Origin of the sequence: Paenibacillus sp. FSL R7-277 (assembly GCF_000517965.1) — a bacterium.
Classification (GTDB): Bacteria; Bacillota; Bacilli; order Paenibacillales; family Paenibacillaceae; genus Paenibacillus_AQ; species Paenibacillus_AQ silagei.
Map to the genome: position 1 here is coordinate 347530 of NZ_ASPX01000080.1, position 16450 is coordinate 363979.

At 54.2% G+C, this 16450-nt stretch carries 16 protein-coding genes; 4 read left to right on the forward strand and 12 right to left on the reverse strand.

The window, feature by feature from the left end:
* Nucleotides 1–20: 20 nt before the first annotated feature.
* From C173_RS23630 to C173_RS23640, 3 genes are read right to left on the reverse strand one after another with little or no spacing between them, the layout of a single operon-like run.
* Nucleotides 21–866, reverse strand: coding sequence for a carbohydrate ABC transporter permease (locus C173_RS23630; protein ID WP_036729246.1), 846 nt, complete (start codon nucleotides 864–866; stop codon nucleotides 21–23).
* Between the two features lie 13 nt (nucleotides 867–879).
* Nucleotides 880–1755, reverse strand: coding sequence for a carbohydrate ABC transporter permease (locus tag C173_RS23635; RefSeq protein WP_036729248.1), 876 nt, complete (start codon nucleotides 1753–1755; stop codon nucleotides 880–882).
* Nucleotides 1756–1779: 24 nt separating this feature from the next.
* A complete protein-coding gene (locus C173_RS23640) occupies nucleotides 1780–3048 on the reverse strand; it encodes an ABC transporter substrate-binding protein (RefSeq protein WP_036729251.1) in 1269 nt (422 codons plus the stop codon).
* 177 nt (nucleotides 3049–3225) lie between these two features.
* Here C173_RS23640 and C173_RS23645 point away from each other — a divergent pair, with 177 nt between their 5' ends.
* Together C173_RS23645 and C173_RS23650 are read left to right on the forward strand one after the other, a co-directional pair.
* Nucleotides 3226–5037: a cache domain-containing sensor histidine kinase gene (locus C173_RS23645; protein WP_036729253.1), complete on the forward strand. Its 1812-nt coding sequence runs from the start codon at nucleotides 3226–3228 to the stop codon at nucleotides 5035–5037.
* Between the two features lie 4 nt (nucleotides 5038–5041).
* A complete protein-coding gene (locus tag C173_RS23650) occupies nucleotides 5042–6649 on the forward strand; it encodes a response regulator transcription factor (RefSeq protein WP_036729256.1) in 1608 nt (535 codons plus the stop codon).
* An 88-nt stretch (nucleotides 6650–6737) separates the two neighbouring features.
* Here C173_RS23650 and C173_RS23655 read toward each other — a convergent pair whose 3' ends face one another.
* The 7 genes from C173_RS23655 to rpiA all read right to left on the reverse strand — a co-directional run bounded on the left by C173_RS23655 (nucleotide 6738) and on the right by rpiA (nucleotide 14091).
* Nucleotides 6738–7880, reverse strand: coding sequence for a DUF4179 domain-containing protein (locus tag C173_RS23655; RefSeq protein WP_036729259.1), 1143 nt, complete (start codon nucleotides 7878–7880; stop codon nucleotides 6738–6740).
* Nucleotides 7877–8410, reverse strand: a complete 534-nt coding sequence (locus tag C173_RS23660; RefSeq protein WP_036729262.1) for a sigma-70 family RNA polymerase sigma factor — start codon at nucleotides 8408–8410, stop codon at nucleotides 7877–7879. Before C173_RS23660 ends, C173_RS23655 begins: the two co-directional genes overlap by 4 nt.
* A 201-nt stretch (nucleotides 8411–8611) precedes the next feature.
* On the reverse strand, nucleotides 8612–11770 hold the full coding sequence (locus tag C173_RS23665; protein WP_036729265.1) for an MMPL family transporter: 3159 nt from the start codon (nucleotides 11768–11770) through the stop codon (nucleotides 8612–8614).
* The gene (locus C173_RS23670) at nucleotides 11767–12219 is read right to left on the reverse strand and encodes a MarR family winged helix-turn-helix transcriptional regulator (RefSeq protein ID WP_036729268.1); all 453 of its coding nucleotides are present in this window, start codon (nucleotides 12217–12219) and stop codon (nucleotides 11767–11769) included. The genes C173_RS23665 and C173_RS23670 overlap by 4 nt, the downstream gene beginning before the upstream one ends.
* A gap of 227 nt (nucleotides 12220–12446) precedes the next feature.
* Nucleotides 12447–12887, reverse strand: coding sequence for a GNAT family N-acetyltransferase (locus tag C173_RS23675; protein ID WP_036729270.1), 441 nt, complete (start codon nucleotides 12885–12887; stop codon nucleotides 12447–12449).
* Between the two features lie 42 nt (nucleotides 12888–12929).
* Nucleotides 12930–13436: a VanZ family protein gene (locus tag C173_RS23680; RefSeq protein ID WP_155991621.1), complete on the reverse strand. Its 507-nt coding sequence runs from the start codon at nucleotides 13434–13436 to the stop codon at nucleotides 12930–12932.
* Complete coding sequence (gene rpiA, locus C173_RS23685; RefSeq protein WP_036729273.1) at nucleotides 13405–14091, reverse strand: ribose-5-phosphate isomerase RpiA; 687 nt, start codon at nucleotides 14089–14091, stop codon at nucleotides 13405–13407. The genes C173_RS23680 and rpiA overlap by 32 nt, the downstream gene beginning before the upstream one ends.
* A gap of 119 nt (nucleotides 14092–14210) precedes the next feature.
* Here rpiA and C173_RS23690 point away from each other — a divergent pair, with 119 nt between their 5' ends.
* Entirely contained in the window at nucleotides 14211–14408 is a 198-nt protein-coding gene (locus tag C173_RS23690; RefSeq protein WP_036729275.1) for a hypothetical protein, read from the forward strand.
* Between the two features lie 59 nt (nucleotides 14409–14467).
* Here C173_RS23690 and C173_RS23695 read toward each other — a convergent pair whose 3' ends face one another.
* Entirely contained in the window at nucleotides 14468–15022 is a 555-nt protein-coding gene (locus C173_RS23695) for a macro domain-containing protein (RefSeq protein WP_036729278.1), read from the reverse strand.
* Nucleotides 15006–15473: a hypothetical protein gene (locus tag C173_RS23700; RefSeq protein ID WP_155991622.1), complete on the reverse strand. Its 468-nt coding sequence runs from the start codon at nucleotides 15471–15473 to the stop codon at nucleotides 15006–15008. Before C173_RS23700 ends, C173_RS23695 begins: the two co-directional genes overlap by 17 nt.
* Nucleotides 15474–15704: 231 nt before the next feature.
* Here C173_RS23700 and fsa point away from each other — a divergent pair, with 231 nt between their 5' ends.
* Entirely contained in the window at nucleotides 15705–16352 is a 648-nt protein-coding gene (gene fsa / locus C173_RS23705; protein ID WP_036694437.1) for a fructose-6-phosphate aldolase, read from the forward strand.
* Nucleotides 16353–16450 lie beyond the last annotated feature (98 nt).

The following is a 16450-nucleotide window of genomic DNA, read 5'->3' on the forward strand; positions in this document are numbered from 1 at the left end:
TTTTTCTAATCATCAGCTAATCAGCCTTTAACTCCGCCGGCCATAATTCCCTCCATAATCTGTCTCTGGAAGATCGCTACGAACACGATAATCGGCAAAATAATAATCCATCCCATCGCGCTGACCAGATCCCACGGCACGGCATACATATTGTCTCTAAGCGGCAGCTGTGTAATGGCCGTGGACAGCACCGAGATTCCGTTAGAATAGAACAGCGGTGTGAAGAAGTTATTCAGGCAGGTAATAAAGTTGACGATACACACTGTCGTCAGCGCCGGACGGAGCAGCGGAACGGTAACGTAAATCAGGGACTGGACAAATCCGCACCCGTCAATCGCCGCCGACTCCTCGATCGAAACCGGGATATCGTTCAGATAGTTTTGCAGAATCAGAATGGTGAACGGAAGAATGCCGCTGATATACAAAATAATCAGTCCGGTATGCGTATCGTACAGATGCACGCTGCGCAGGAAATCGTACAGCGGCCGGGCGGTGACGACGTCGGGAATCAGCATGGAGGCCAGCAGGAAGCCGGTGGCAATGGCAAGCCCCCTGGTGCGGAACCGGGCGAAGCTGAAGGCAGCCATCACGGACACGATCATCCCGATCAGAATCGACAGCCCGACGATAATGGCAGTATCCCAGATTTTCGGCAGCAGTCCCACGTTCTCAATCAGGTAGCGGTAGCTGGCAAGTGTCGGATGGTCCGGCCAGTATTTAATGGGTTTCGAGAACAGCTCCCCCGCCGGGGTAATAGACGAAATAAAAATCCACCAGAGCGGAAAAAGAATCAGAAAGGCAACGATCAGCGCCAGTCCCCACATGAGCAGGGTGAGCGGCAGCGGTCTGTGGTTGTGAGTGGTCATCATACATCGCTCCTTAGTAATCTACGCGCTTGGCGGCCGACATGCTGAGCCCGCTGAGCAAGGCCATGACCAGAAACAGTACGACCGCAATGGCGGCAGCATAGCCCGTGTTGAGATTCGTAAATGCCTCGGTCGTTACCCGGTAGGCGATCAGTGCCGTGCTCTCTCCGGGTCCCCCGCTCGTCATCGCATACACGACATCAAAGGACGTAATCCGCCACATGGTGAAGAAAATGCTCAGCATCAGAATGTTGCGTGACAGCAGCGGCAGGGTGATGCTGAAGAAGGAACGGACCGGGCCTGCCCCGTCGATTTTAGCCGCTTCATACATTTCCGAAGATATAAACTGCAGTCCGGCCAACACCAGAATGGCGAAGAAGGGCAGATCCTTCCACAGATCAACGGCAATAACCGCAAAACGCGCCGTATTCGTATGGATCAGCCAGTCCAGCGTAAAGCCCGGGTTAAACCAGCGGACAAAATCGTTAATCAGCCCGTACTCGTTATTGAACGCCCACTTCGAGGCCATAGCGATGACCACCATAGGCATAGCCCAGGGCAGCAGCACTATCGTCCGCAGCACCTTTTGCCCGGCGAATTTCATGTTGAGAATCAGCGCCAGCGCAATGCCGAGCACGATGTGGCCGAGCATGGAGCCTGCAACGAATATAGCTGTAAATTCAATAGAAGTGATTACCTTGGAATCCTGAAACAACTGAATAAAATTATCGAAGCCAACGAACTCGTGAATCCCCCGCAGCAGCTTGACATCATACAGGCTGATGCGGAACGTTTCAATGATGGGATAGATCGTGGTGAACACCCGGATGATCAGCGCGGGGAGCACTAGCATCCACGCTATCACCCAGTATTTTCGGCTGGCATACATGGACAGCGCCCCTTTCCTGCGGCATTACTGGTAACGTTCAACCGCATCCTGCGCTTTTTGGCAGAATTCGTCCAGCGTGATTTTATCCTGAATATAGTTCTGGAACAGCGTGCCCATCTCGGCGATGAACTCCATTGTCTGCGGCAGCATAGGGCGTCCGTGAACCTCATTGGTGGACTGAATTTCTGTATAGATGTCCTTAATATCGCCGGTCACGGCTTCGTTTGCAGCAACATCTGCTCTGGCCGGGTAGCGGTCAAAATTCTTCCAGCTGTTCAACTCGCCGTCCTCGCTGGCTGCGTACTTCAGAAATTTGATCGCCGCCGCTTTGTTTTTGGAAGCCGAATTCAGCACATAGCTCCAGGAATCCGTGAAAATGCTGCGTTTCGCAAACTTAGGCATATTGACCATATGGATTTGGTCGGGACCATACCGGTTCGCCTGCTTATAATCCGTACCTGTCCCCCACATGAACACTGAGGCGTATTTGCCGTCGATAAACTTCTGGTTCATCTGCTCATATTTGTCCGCGATCTGATCGTCCGGCGTTACCTTCCACGTGTTGGCCATGTCATACATGAACTTGACCGCCTCCCGGCTGTTCTCATTGGTCCAATCGTAGTAGTCGCCCCCGAACAAATTGACGAAGGTGGCAATTTCGTTGAAGACGTAAGTCTTTTCCCAGGAGCCGCCGTACCCGTACTGCCCGTCCTTGGTCGAAGCCTTCAGGAACTTTTCAAAATCCTCCTTGGTTTCGATCGAGGTCATCCCGGCCGCATCCAGCTTCTTCTGGTCGATCCACAGTCCGAGATACCCTGTATAGCTTGGCACGCCGAGCACATCGCCTTTAGCGGAGGTCAGCATATCCTTCATGTAGCCCTGCGGAAGCTGCTTCATAATATCCTCTGTCAGCACCGTATCCTGCAGCGGGTCCAGCCAACCGGCGTTTTTGAAAGACGTAGCCATTTCATCATTGACTTCCAGAATGTCCACCGTACTGTCCCCGGAAGAAAGAATCGTGGAAATCTTCTGCTGGCGGGTATCCGAATCGGTCGGCGCGGCGACCCAGTTGATTTTGACCCCGCTTTTCTCCTGCGCTTCCTCCAGCCAGGCCTGAAAATTCGGGTTGGTGGATTGAATGGTATAGAGCGTAATTTCATCCTTGCCGCCTGCTGCACCGGAATCCGCGCTGTTCGCGCCGCTTCCTGCATTAGAGCCTCCGTTCGAGCATCCGGCCGTTAATACTGCCAGTGACAGCGAGCCTGCCATCAGTAGAGAAGACCATTTTTTCATGCCTTAACCTCCCTGTGTTTATCTTGTAAGCGCTTTACACGATCAGTATACTAACTTTACCGGGAACGGGAATACAGCCGGTGTTGACCAAAAATGTGTAAGATTGTGACCCTATTGACCCTTCCTTGGAAGCGGTGCTAGACTGTAGACCAATCTGCGGAATAAGGAGGAACGCCATTGCGGTACCGTAGCTTCCGAGGCAGTATACGCTACAAGCTGAGTGTCTTTCTGATGGCCGCCATTCTCGTGCCGATCGCAGCCTCAATTCTAATCTCCTATTTCTACACCAAGCACTCCTTGAAGAATGACGCGATCCGCGAAAATTCAAATACGGTCCGCCAAGGGACCACCAGCCTGATGGGGCAGCTGAACGCCATGAACAATATCTCGCTGAACGCCTACAATAACCTCAGGATGACGAATAGCCTGTACAACATTCTGGTGCAGGGCCGGAGCGACTTCATGGTGGAGAATAATATATATTCCGGTCTTCATGCCATCGAGCAATCCAGCAGGGACATTCAACAGGTCTATTTGTATTCGGATCTTGCCGACCAGTCCTGGCTGCTGATTGACGGCTACCTGAAGCGCGAGCCGGGCAGCGGCGGATTAGACGGCCATTTCGTGCAGCCGGTTGACAAAAACGATCCTTATCTGGAGCCGCCCCATCCTTCACATAATTACGGCATGGAGGAATTCCCGTACAGCCCGTCCAACACCGTATTTACGATTCACCGTCCGGTGTACCGGGCACCGCTCAAGGAGCGGATCGGGGTGCTGTCAATCGACTTCAAGCTGGATGAATTCCGCAGCATTATGAACATGCTCTATGATAAAGGACAAGAGAATATCTATCTGCTGGACGACACCGGAACTGCCGTCTATACGTCCAGGGAAGATGAAATCGGCACCAAACCTGATTATGCCTGGCTGCAGCATGCCCGGTACAGCTTCGCGGGGGCCGGCCACTTCTACTGGAACAGGGACGGGGACTTCAATGGCATCGTCGTATTCGAGAAGTTCGAGCTGATCGGGCGTATCTGGACCGTCGCTAAGCAGATCCCGGACAGCTACCTGTACAGCAACGCGGCCAGCGTGCTGCGCATTAATATGCTTGTGCTGCTGACCTGTCTGTTCATTGCGATCGCAGCTGCGCTGTTAGTTTCGGTCATGGTGACCGCTCCGATCAAGCGGCTGACCGAATCGATCCGCAGGATCAAGCTCGGCAAGCTGCAGTTCGACGGCGATCCTGACCGCAGCGACGAGGTTGGCGTGCTCGGGAGCGCAATCAAGAATATGGTCGATACGATCGACAATCTGATTATGCGGGAGCTGAGGCTGGAGCTGGCCAACAAGGATAACCAGTTAAAAGCGCTTCAGGCTCAGATTAATCCGCATTTTATTTTTAATACGCTGCAGTCTATCGGCTCTGTGGCCCTGCACCATAAGGTGCCCAGGATTTACGAGCTCACCTCTTCCCTCGGTCTCATGATGCGCTACAACATGAACACAGAGGAGCCGGTCGTGCCGCTCTCCAAGGAGATTGCCCATGCCCAGGCTTACCTGGAGCTGCAGCAGCAGCGGTTCAAGGACAGGCTCCGCCACCGCATTGAGATCAGAGGGGAGGCTGACTTAAATACACCGGTTCCCAAAATGATTCTGCAGCCGCTTGTCGAGAACTGCTTCAAGCACGGCTTTGAAGGAGCGGAGCAGGCCGAGATTGGCATTGTAGTCGAAGTCAGCGGTGACACGCTAAGTATTACAGTCTCCGACAACGGTCCCGGCGTCACCCCGGAGCGCCTGCTGGAGCTAGAGCGGCAGATAGCCGGTGAACAGCCGGGCGGCACGGAAGGCGGCAGCATCGGGCTGATGAATGTCGTCTCCCGGCTGCGCTTGTTCTTTAACGATCAAGCAGATGTAATACTTGGGCATGCGGAGCCTCACGGTTTCAACGTGCAGATTAGAATCCCACTGACGGAAGGGGCGTAACACCATGAAAGTGCTGATCGTGGACGATGAAGCCGACGTAAGAGATTCTATCCGGCTGCTTGTGGACTGGGAGGAATACGGCATTACGGACATTCTGGAGGCCTGCGACGGGGAAACGGCGCTGACACTGATTATGCGCGAGCGGCCGGAGATTATCTTTACCGATATGAAAATGCCCAATATGGACGGCATGGCGCTGCTGCAATGGATTGAGGACAAGTCCCCGTTCTCCAAGCGGATCGTGATCAGCGGTTATGACGATTATGCTTACATCCGCAACACCATCAAGCATGGCGGAATGGACTATCTCCTGAAGCCGATCAACCGCAGCGAGCTGCTTGAGGCAGTCAATAGTGCCGCAAACGCATGGCGCAAGGACGAGGAAGCGCGCAGTCTCAACATCCAGCGGGAGGTAGAGATCAACAAAACGCTGCCTATGTATTGGGACAAAACACTCTCGGCCCTCGTCTCCCAGCCTGGCTCCCAGGCGGGAGCCGCTGACGAGCTAAGTGCTGCCTTCGGATGGCCGGCGGGGGCGGAATGCCGGGTTGTCCTGCTGCTGACCGATCCGCTTCCGCGCACCGTCCTGGGCAAATTCGGGCGCAATCCGGATCTGCTGCATTTTCTGATGGGCAATATCTGCAACGAAGTAATCGGCCCGGTCCGTAACGGTTATGCCTTTAAACATACAGACCCGAATTACGGGCTTGTCCTCCTGCTGACCGGGGAGCTGGGGCAGACCGATGCGAAGCTGAAAGCGATGAATGACGCGCTCTATAAGGTGCTTGGGGCACGTTTCCGCTTTGCCTGCGGAGGCATTGTCTCCTTCCCGCACGGCGTTCACACCGGCTTCCAGCAGACGCTGCAAACGGCGCGCGGAATCTCCTTCCTGGACGATACTCCGCTGATCTATCATTATGGCGGGAACCCGTCTACGCTGCACGCTGCAAGGACTGTGCTGGCTGACTATGCCAGCCGGATCACGACAGCGGTCCACCGGGGGGACACTGCCCAGATTGGACAAGTAATCTCCGCCTGGATGGATGCGGTAGGCAAACGGCAGGCGGTCACATGGGAGGATCTGAAATACTGGCGTTACGAATACGGGCTGCTCAGAAACCGGCTGCTTCAGGACAAGACACCGATGGCCGGCGAGCCTGCCCCCTCTTCCTTCCCCGGGCTGTTCCCGCTGGATGAGAACGGTCGTCTGTCCCTGGGAGAATGGCAGCGGGAGTGGACGGAGGCGTTCACAGAAGTCGCTGACACCCTCAAGGAATCCCGGCTGCAGGAGAACAACGCGATTTATGAGATCAAGCGCTATATTGACCAGCATTACATGGATAATCTGACGCTCCAGCAAATCGCCGGCGAGTTTTTTCTTAGCCGCGAGTACGTTTCCCGGCGCTTCAAGCAGGTGTTCCATGAGAATATTTCGGAATATCTGGAGCGTGTCCGGATCGGTCATGCCAAGCTGCTGCTCGCCGGAGGGGAGCATAGAATAACCTCCGTCGCCGAGATGGTCGGCTACCAGGACGGCCGGTACTTCAGCAAAATCTTCAGTAAGCATACGGGGATGACGCCTAGGGAGTGGCGTAAGGAGCCGGAGGCTTAGGCTGGATCAGAAGTTAAGCATCTCGGCATTCTTTCTAAGCAAATAGCCTCCGGTCCAAGTGTATTATGGAAACCGGAGGCTATTTGTGCTATTTTACCGGAACAGTGACCTCCAGCTCGGGAATGTACAGCTTCTGTCCATCCTTCCAAATGGTAGGCTTAATGGTGATGCGGTCCGGGATCGTCTCAAACGGTTCATAATTAAAATTCTTGTATAAGAAATTGCCTTCGCCCGTCCCGCCTTCGCCGCCGAGTTCCCTAACTTCCCGCCCTTGCTCGTCTGAAAGCTCAAAAAAGACCGAGAAGTGACCATTCACCTTATATTTATCCGGAATGTTTGCTTCTATTGCCGTAATGTGCGCCCCTGGTTCTCCTTGTATTTCTGCCGTCAGCTGAGTTGAAGTAGTACTTACCTCCAGCCGTTTAATCATCAGTTTAATGTGATCATGAGTTTTCAGGATATCCGGTGTAAGAACGAAGCTCTCCGATACTTGGCGGGTTACGGGGAACTCAAAAATGAACGGGTCGGCAAACCCGGGAAGATAGACAGACATTTTTAAATCAAAGGTGTCCGGAAGCTGCAAATTCCCTGAATTTAGAGCTGTAACAATGACAGAATCGGGTGCCTCCGGCCCTCCGGGTGCAATCCCCCCTCCCGTATTAACAAGCTCTCCGTTGACATAGAAATCGATAGGCCGGTTGAGACTGCCTGTCTTCGGATCAGGGATAGCCCATGAATCTGAAAAAGACTTGTGCTCATACACGCCCTTCGACCGGGTCAGCACCAGCGACAGACGGCTTCCGTCATACATTTGTTCCGATACGGTTAGCGTCATCCCGTCCTGTGTAACGGTCTGCTGAACATTTGTGGTTAACCCTGCTTCATTTGCTTTTCGCAGCCCGGCATCTCCTGCAAGCTGGAATACGCTTGACATGAACGGCAACTGCTTCAAGGTCTCTGCCATGGCCGGGGAGATGAATCCCAGGCTAATCAGGAGCACCAGCCCTCCGGCCACAGATGCTGCACTGATCATCACCCGGGACAGCCACCGGGGCATTCTTTTACGTCTAACGGTCTCTTGATGCTCTGAAGCCGCCTCCAAGCGAGTCTCATCCTTCCCACTGATGATCTGGTAAGTCTCCTCCATACGCAGATGCACAAGCTCCGGCAGTTCAGGAAGAGTCTCTTCCTGAAGGTCTGCCAGCCTGCTCTCCAACCGCTGCTGGCTCATCCGTTCACCTTCCTTTCTACAGGTTGCTCCAGGGTTTGCTGTAACGTCTTACGGGCGCGGTGCAGCCTGGTCTTGACGGCACTCTCGGACAGCTCAAGCAGCCCGGCAATCTCTTGCACGGTTAACCCCTGATAATAATGAAGCTTAACAATAGTTCTTGATATCTCTTCGAGCCTGCCAATGGCCTGACGCAGATCCATCTCTTCTGCGAACGAAGATATGACTTGTACGCTCTCCGGCGGATCGGGCATGACGACTACCCTTTCCCGTCTGCGCAGAATCAAGTTGCATTCGTTGATCAGAATACGAAATAGCCATGTGTTGAAATAAGCCGCTTCTTTCAGTCCTGAGATGGCTTTAAAAGCTTTCAGCACCGTCTCTTGCATCGCATCTGCACAATCCTCGTCACTCCTGACCATGGACTTAGCCATACTGTACATCCGCCGCTCCTGACTCTTTACCAGCTGGATGAAGACCTCGCTGTCACCCGCCTGGGCACGCCTGACCAGCTCCTCTTGTCCGTTATTCAAATATGATTGCCCCCCTTCTTCTGGGAAGCTGCCGCATCCCCATTCAGTGTTTATTTCCATATGCTCTTTAGATGAAGTACAAGCCGATAAGGTTACGTCGGCACGGTGATTTTTTATTTTTTTCTGCGTAAACAGCCAAAGAGCAGGCCCCATATAACCGGGAAGCCTGCTCTTTATTTTCATCTCTTGTAATGCAAAACGTTACATATCCAGCGTTCTAGGCTGATCCTCCCCGGCCGCCGGACGGAATGGCCACCAGTTAGCCCGGCCGAACATCCGCACCATCACCGGCACGAAGAACGGCAGGAATACCAGTGCATACAGCGCCAGACCGGACAATACAACCGTCGCAATCTGCATCATCGACAGGACCCCGGAAGGATACATCGAGGCGAAGGTACCGCCCAGAATCACTACGGCCGAGAGAATCACAGTTCCCATATTGCGCATAGCATGCAGAATGGCTTCACGCACATCCCAGGTTTTATTCTCGTTGAAGCGTGCCATCAGGAAGATACTGTAGTCCACCCCGAGAGCAATCAGCATGACGAAGCTGAAGAACGGAGTCGTCCAGGTGATCCCTGAATAGTTCAACAGATGAACGAAGATTGCTTCCGTTACCCCAAGTGCAGTGAAGTAAGTGATCAGGAGCGAGACAATCAAATACACTGGCATAACAATCGAACGGAACAGTACCACCAGGATGATGAAAATACCGCCCAGCATCAGAATCACCGTACGTGTGTAATCCTCATTGGAGATTTTCTGCAAATCGCTGTAGGTGCTGGTCACACCACTCATGGCTGTCTCCGCATTCTCCAGCTTGGTGCCGGCCACGGCACGGTCCAACGCTTCCTGAATCTGTCCGACGCTGTCAATAGCCTCCGCGCTGTATGGATTACCCGCGAATACAACATCAATCGTCATGACCTTGCGGTCCCCGGACAGATAGTTATCGAATACCTGCTGCATGCCCTTAGCCTTAAGCGCCTCTGCCGGAACCAGGAACCCGCTCAGCTCATCATCCTTGGCGTCCTGAATCTGCTTAAGGTAATCCTGCGCAGAGCTTAGGCCGCTGGTGATTTGTCCCAGACCATCTGCACTTTGCGTCAGTCCGTCCGTCAGCTGGCCAAGCTGGCCCGTAAGCTCGCCGAACCCGTCAGCAAGCTGTTTCTGCCCGCCTTGCAGCTGTGTAAGCCCGGTGGTGATCGCCGGAAGCTTGCCGACAATCTGCCCCTGGCCGTCTGCCGCCTGCTTCAGGCCGGTTTGCAGCTGGACGATACCAGCTACCAGCTGATCCAGCCCTTTCGCCAGCGCCGCCTGGCCTGCTGCCGCTTTGGAGTAACCGGCATTGGCCTCGTTCAATCCGGCCGCTGCACCGCTTAGCTGGGCCGAAATCTCACCCAGTCCTCCAGCCAGTCCCGCAGCTCCGGTACCGCTCTGCGTTACCGTGCCTTTAATCGTCTGGTAATTCACATCCTGTAGCAGCTCAGGGTAGGCGGCTTCCAATCCCGTGAAGGAAGCTCCCAGACCGTTAAGCGCATCCGCCACGCCTTGAAGCTGTGTCTGCAGACCGGCGAGGCCCCCGTTCAGCGCGGTCAGGCCGCCGCCGATCTTCTTATAGCCTTCGAGCAGCGCAGCATTTGCATCGGCCAGCTGCTTCGCGCTGGCCGCCGCCTGCGTGAGGCCCGCTTTAATCTCGCCGGCTCCGGCCGAGCCGCTGCGGATGCCGCTCTCGATCCTCGACAAGCCATCGCCCAGCGCATCAATCCCTTTTTTAAGCTCGGCTGTGCCCTCTGTCAGCTTGGCGCTGCCAGAAGCCGCTTCTGTAAGCTTAGGCTCATTCTCCTTCAGCTGCTTACTCGCTTCGCTCAGCCCGCTCTGGATTTTGGTTAAGCCTTCATTACTTTGATCAAGACCGTCTGACAGAGTTGCCACCTGAGTAGGAATCAGGAAGTCATTAATTTGCTCCCCGGTTGGCCGTGACATGCTGCGTACAGCTTTGACACCCTCTACCTTTTCCAGCTCACGGCTGATCTTCTCCGCAAGCCCTATATATTCAGCGGTATCCATCCGGTCATCGTTCTTGATCACTATCTTGCCAGGCATGGATTCGCCCGGACCGAAGCTCTCGGAAATAATATTGAAGCCTTTAACCGAAGCGTAATTCGGTCCGATCTCATCCATGTTGTTGAACGACAGCTTCCCGCTGTAGGTAAGCAGGAACGGCGCAACAATGGCAGCTACAATCAGCAGCGCAGCCCAGGGTCTCTTCAGGGAGAACGAACCGGCCGCTCCCCAGATCCGGCTCTCACTATGTTCCAGCTTGCCGCGTGACGGCCAGAACAGCTTTTGACCCAGCACCGCCATGAAGAACGGAACCACAGTCACGAGAGCCAGCAGCATAACAGCTATGCCGACAGCCACCGCCACCGCCGAACGGTAGAGCATGAACTGGGACAGGCCGATGGCCAGGAAGCCGACGAAGACCGCCAGTCCTGAATAGAAGACTGTTCCTCCGGCTTTCCGGTAAGTGGCGATAATGGCACTGGCAGTATCCTCAGACTGGACAAGCTCCTCCTTGAACCGGCTGATCAGCAGAATGCAGTAATCGGTCCCGATCCCGAACATAACGGCCACCATGAAGATCTGTGTGAAGGTCGACAGCGGGAAATCAAACCGGTCCACCAGAAAAGCCACAATCGACTGGGACACGATATAACTCAGCCCCACCGTCAGCAGCGGTACAAACGGCGCCACGACCGAGCGGAACACCACGAACAGGATCAGCAGAATAAACACGACAGTGATGTATTCCGACTTCTTCAGCCCGGCTTCCGAGCTGGCAATCGTATCCTCTGTAATCAGTCCTTCACTGGTCATGTAATGATCCGCAGTGACGTTACCCAGCAGCTCAGCAGACTTTGCCGGAAGCTCCTTGACCGCATCTTCTCCGCCTTGCACCGACAATGCGACCATAATCGTCTTGCCGTCCCCCGCAATCAGCGTATCCTTAAGCTCAGGCTGTGAGAACGGATCTGTGATCGTGCTGAGCTTCAGGGAATCCTTATTCTCCGCCAGCCGCTCCACACCCTGCTTAATACTCTCGGTGTCTGCGGCTTCAAGCCCCTCCGGTTTATGGAACACCAGTGCAACCTGATGCACCGTTTCCCCGTCTTTGGCAGATGCCACTTCCTTCATAATCTCGGCCGCCCTTGATGAAGTGTAGCCAGCCGGTACTGAGATTTGCCCCTTCTCCCGGACCAGATCCGACATCCCGGGTGCTGTCAAGAATAACACTACTGCCACAGCCAGCCATACCGCGATAATGGCCCATCTTGCCTTCAAAATCGTTCTCAATTGCTTCTCCCCCCTGCATCCTGCATCAGAAATGCCAGCTTCTCAAACATCGTAATAAACTGCTCAATATTGTTATCCTCGAAATGGAACAAATAAGGGGAGATAACCTCCTGCATTTGCTTATCAGAGGTATGGTAGACGCTCTTCCCATGCTCCGTCATGGTCAGATACACCTGCCTGCGGTCATTCTCGTCCCGGGTCCGCTGGATCATCCCCGCTTCATCCAGCCGGTTGATAATGGCAGTAATAGAGCTTTTGCCTACGGCGACAGCTTCAGACAGATAAGTCGAGGTGCACTTCTCCTGCCCGCTGATCAGCCTGAGAATAAGGAATTGATCCGTCGTCAGGCCTTCTCCAAAAATCTCCCGGAGCCTCGCGTTGATCTGCCTGGTGACAACCATATAGGCGTCTACGTAGCGGTTGATCCATTCCTCTGCATCTTTCTTCAAAGCTGCTTCCACCTTTCCGGATAATAGTTCACCTATAGAATAGTTTTATAGTAAAACTATATTGTCCTGTGCGTTAAAAGTCAACTGGTTTCATGAATTTTACATTGATATTCATCAGGGGGATTAAATAAGCCTCTTGGACGCAAAAAACCACCCTGCACGCAAAGTGCAGAGTGGCTAATATTGTAATTTTCACCTATTGCCTCTCCCGATACCGCTCGGCCCGCTTACTCCTCGTCCTCCGTCTCTTCCACCTCATAGACACAGCGGAACATTTCGATGCCGGCAGCGTTCTCGCCCAGGCTGTAGACCATGAAGCCCAGACTGCGGTAAAAGTCAGCGGCAATCTCGTCCTCTGTCTCCGCTACCAGATAACGCGGCTGACGGGAGGTGACCAGCTCAAGAATCATGCCGCGCGCATATCCTTTGCCCCGGTTCTCCGGGAGCACTGCGATATGGCGGATGTCGAGCGAGCCGTCTTCGGTCTCTTCGTAGCCGGTCAGTCCGACCAGCAGCCCGTCCTCCTCCCAGCCGCATAGCTGCATCGCCGCCTGCTCCCTGTATTCTGCCGAAGTGCGCTCCAGCGCCTCCGGGTCATCTATAACCGCATAAGCCAGCAGCTCATTCACCTGCGGTGTGCCGACAAGCGGCTTCAAATCAATCAACATATGTCTCATCCTCCTAAAAGTATACCTGGCCCCAGACTACAGCTATCCCCGCACCAGCCGCAGCAGCGCGTACCCCGTCCACACACCCAGCAGGTTAAGCAGCAGATCATCGATATCCAGACTCCCGACATGCAGCAGCATCTGCAAGAGCTCCAGCACCGTAATACCCATTGCAGACAGAAGCGTCAGCCGGATAAAAGAGCGGTAGCCAGTGACCACCAACGGAAGCAGAATGCCAAAAGGCGCAAATACCGCCACATTCCCCAGAAGGTTCACCAGCCTGTTTGCGTACGATAATCCATTGGCCATATCAAAGTATAAACGCACCGTACGCAGCGGTTCAAGATTGTAGCGGAGCGGCCCGTCCAGCTGAACGGTCCGTCCGAACCCGATGAACATCCAGTACAGCAGCATTCCGCTATAGGTAATCAGCAGCAGCCTGGCCAGGAACCGCCGTCCGGGCGGCAGCGCCTGCTTGGCTGTGGAGGCCTTCCCCTTCCGGCGGCTGGCCTGCGGCTTAGCGATCCTGGCCACCTTCAATAATCTCAATCGTGCCGTCTTTCTTGCCGATAATCGCCAGATCTGCAATTCCGATGAAGAGGCCGTGCTCGACAACTCCCGGAATACGCTGGAGGGCAAGCGCCAGCTCTGCCGCCGATTCAATCGCTTCAAAACGGCAGTCCGCAATATAATTGCCGTTATCCGTCTTGTACAGGTCTTCTCCGCTGCGCCGCAGCTCCGTCTTACAGCCCAGCTTAGCGAGAGCGGCAACCGTCCACTCCCAGGCGAACGGCACAATCTCCACCGGTAACGGGAACTTCCCGAGCGTGGTCACCGCCTTGCTCTCATCGGCCACAACGATCATGCGGGCGCTGCCCATAGCGACAATCTTTTCCCGCAAAAGCGCACCGCCCCCGCCCTTAATCAGCTGCAGCGCCCCGTCCAGCTCATCCGCCCCGTCAATCGTCAGGTCGAGGCTGTCCACATCACTGAACGCTACCAGCGGGATGCCCAGCTCACGGGCCTGATCCTCAGACGCCTGTGAAGTAGCAACGGCTGTAATCTGCAAGCCCTCGCTTACCCGTTCCCCCAGCTTGCGGATGGCCCAGTAAGCAGTGGAGCCTGTTCCCAGGCCCACCCTCATACCGTCCTTCACATATTCGACTGCCTTCTCCGCTGCCAGCTGTTTCACATTGATACTCATTTTATTCCCTCCATGTTATCCGTTATAATGAACGAAGTGGAATGGGCTGTGCCCGTCCACAAGGAATTCTTAGCCTTACTAATCAGCCTGACACTAATAATCCATCAGGAGGCATCCGCATGAGAACCGAGAACCAAATCCAATCCAAAATCAACGAAATGACGCTCCAGCGCAGATCCCTGGAGTCACGGCTGGCTCCACTGCCCCCCGGTGACCCGCAGAGGGCCGCGCTAGACGCCCAGCTGACCAGGCTAGAAGATCTGATTCTAATGCTGGAATGGGTATTGAACGCACCCGTAGGCAAGTATCACGCCTGACTTCCGGGCTTCTGCCCCGACAGGCTTTTGCCGTAACACATACTATCCGGATCACCTGTTCAGCTATAATTCCCAAGCATGGCCCCATATAGCCCGGCATTCTCATGCTCGAAGCAGACGAAATCGATCTGCCGCAGCGGGAGCTCTGCCGGGTTCTTCGCGCGGACATATAGAGCTACGGCCTCCAGCGCCGTCTTGCAGGCCAGCTCCTTCGGGAAGTTGTAAATGCCCGTACTGATATTCGGAAAAGCGAGGCTCTTCACCCCATGGGCGCAAGCCAGATCAAGGCTGCTCTTATAGCATCTCGCCAACACAGCCGCTTCACCAGCCGTACCGCCCTTCCAGATCGGCCCCACCGTATGTATCACCCCGCGAAAAGCAAGCCGTCCCGCACTGGTGAGCGCTGCTTCGCCGGGAAGAATACCGCCCTGCTTCTGGCGGATTACCGCACATTCCTCCGCAATTTCCGGGCCCCCGGCCCGGTGTATAGCCCCGTCCACTCCCCCGCCTCCATACAGACCGGAGTTCGAGGCATTGACGATCATCTCGCCCTGCCATGAGGTAATGTCGCCTTCATGCACCGCCAAGACTACATCATTAATGTTGATCTGCATAGCTGGTCTCCTCCTTCGCCGCAGTCTCCAGCGCCTGAATCAGTTCCTTCTCGCCCCTGCGGGCAGCCTTCCCCGAAAAAGAATCATACGTAAGCCGGCCCCCCTGCACTGCGGCCTGGCGGAGAATGCCCAGCATATAATTCTGCGCATCAGATAACACCAGCTCACCCGTACCAGCGGCAACCCTGCACAGGGCACGGGTTGTCCCCGCCTCTGCCTCCGGCAGGTCCTCTTCCCCGGGCTCAACCACCGTGAATTGGAACAACGGCACCGCCTCCGGCAGCTCCTCTCCCGCAGAGAACCTCTGATTATATACCGAATACATCAGATTGCCGGTATGTGCTCTGGAAGCATCCGTCTCTTGCTCCGCAAGAATTCTGCTGTTCTGATATGCAATAATTCCGGCTGTGACCAGCAGAAACAGCACCACTCCCGCAATTAAAGTATACATCCCTGTCACCAGCCCATCGCCTGTAATGAACAATACCGCTTCTATAGTATCATGGACAGAAGTACCCGTGAATGGTCCTTGCCTGTGTAAAAAACATTTTTTGCGCCGATTCCATAAAGTTATTTTGAGAGATTCAAATTAACAGTTGAAACTTCACGTGGCATGTCTCATAATGAAGTGGAGCCTGCTGTTTTGTCAAATCCATACGAAATCAAGGGAGGATACCTGGAAATGAAATTTTTCTTGGATACCGGAAATATTGAGGAAATCAAACGTATTACCCGCCTCGGATTAGTGGATGGCGTAACGACGAACCCGTCGCTGATCGCCAAGGAAGGCAGATTGTTTAAGGACGTAATCAAGGAGATCGTAGCAATTGTTCCTGGTCCTGTAAGCGCTGAGGTTATCGGTCTTACGGCTGAAGAGATGCTTAAGGAAGCTTACGAGATCGCAGAATGGGCTCCGAACGTGGTCATCAAGCTGCCTATGACCGAAGATGGTCTGGAAGCTTGTTATGAACTGACCAAAAAAGGCATCAAAACCAACGTAACCCTCGTATTCTCCGCTGCTCAAGGCCTCATGGCCGCCAAGGCAGGAGCTACTTATATCAGTCCGTTCGTCGGACGTCTGGATGATATCGGTGTAGACGGTATGAAGCTGATCAAGGATCTGAAGACGATTCTGACCAACTACGACCTGAAATCCGAAATCATCGCCGCCAGTATCCGCAACATCGCTCATGTGGAGCAAGCTGCCATTGCCGGCGCTCACATCGCTACCATCCCGGGCTCACTCCTGCCATCACTCTGGAAGCACCCGCTGACCGACAATGGTATCGAACGCTTCCTGAAGGACTGGGAGAAGGTTCCACAGGTTTAAACAAAGCAAATCATTCAAGCCCCCTTCCGCATGATGCGGAGCGGGGCTTTTTTGGTGTTGTCAGATTGGAAGAACCCCATTCATCCTTGACTATTTTA

Coding starts and splice junctions, on each gene's coding strand:
- C173_RS23655 (WP_036729259.1), bottom strand. CDS start 7,880: ATGAGCCAGCAGCGGTTGGAGAGCAGGCTGGCAGACCTTCAGGAAGAG.
- C173_RS23635 (WP_036729248.1), bottom strand. CDS start 1,755: ATGTATGCCAGCCGAAAATACTGGGTGATAGCGTGGATGCTAGTGCTC.
- C173_RS23675 (WP_036729270.1), bottom strand. CDS start 12,887: ATGTTGATTGATTTGAAGCCGCTTGTCGGCACACCGCAGGTGAATGAG.
- fsa (WP_036694437.1), top strand. CDS start 15,705: ATGAAATTTTTCTTGGATACCGGAAATATTGAGGAAATCAAACGTATT.
- rpiA (WP_036729273.1), bottom strand. CDS start 14,091: ATGAGTATCAATGTGAAACAGCTGGCAGCGGAGAAGGCAGTCGAATAT.
- C173_RS23650 (WP_036729256.1), top strand. CDS start 5,042: ATGAAAGTGCTGATCGTGGACGATGAAGCCGACGTAAGAGATTCTATC.
- C173_RS23690 (WP_036729275.1), top strand. CDS start 14,211: ATGAGAACCGAGAACCAAATCCAATCCAAAATCAACGAAATGACGCTC.
- C173_RS23700 (WP_155991622.1), bottom strand. CDS start 15,473: ATGTATACTTTAATTGCGGGAGTGGTGCTGTTTCTGCTGGTCACAGCC.
- C173_RS23695 (WP_036729278.1), bottom strand. CDS start 15,022: ATGCAGATCAACATTAATGATGTAGTCTTGGCGGTGCATGAAGGCGAC.
- C173_RS23640 (WP_036729251.1), bottom strand. CDS start 3,048: ATGAAAAAATGGTCTTCTCTACTGATGGCAGGCTCGCTGTCACTGGCA.
- C173_RS23630 (WP_036729246.1), bottom strand. CDS start 866: ATGACCACTCACAACCACAGACCGCTGCCGCTCACCCTGCTCATGTGG.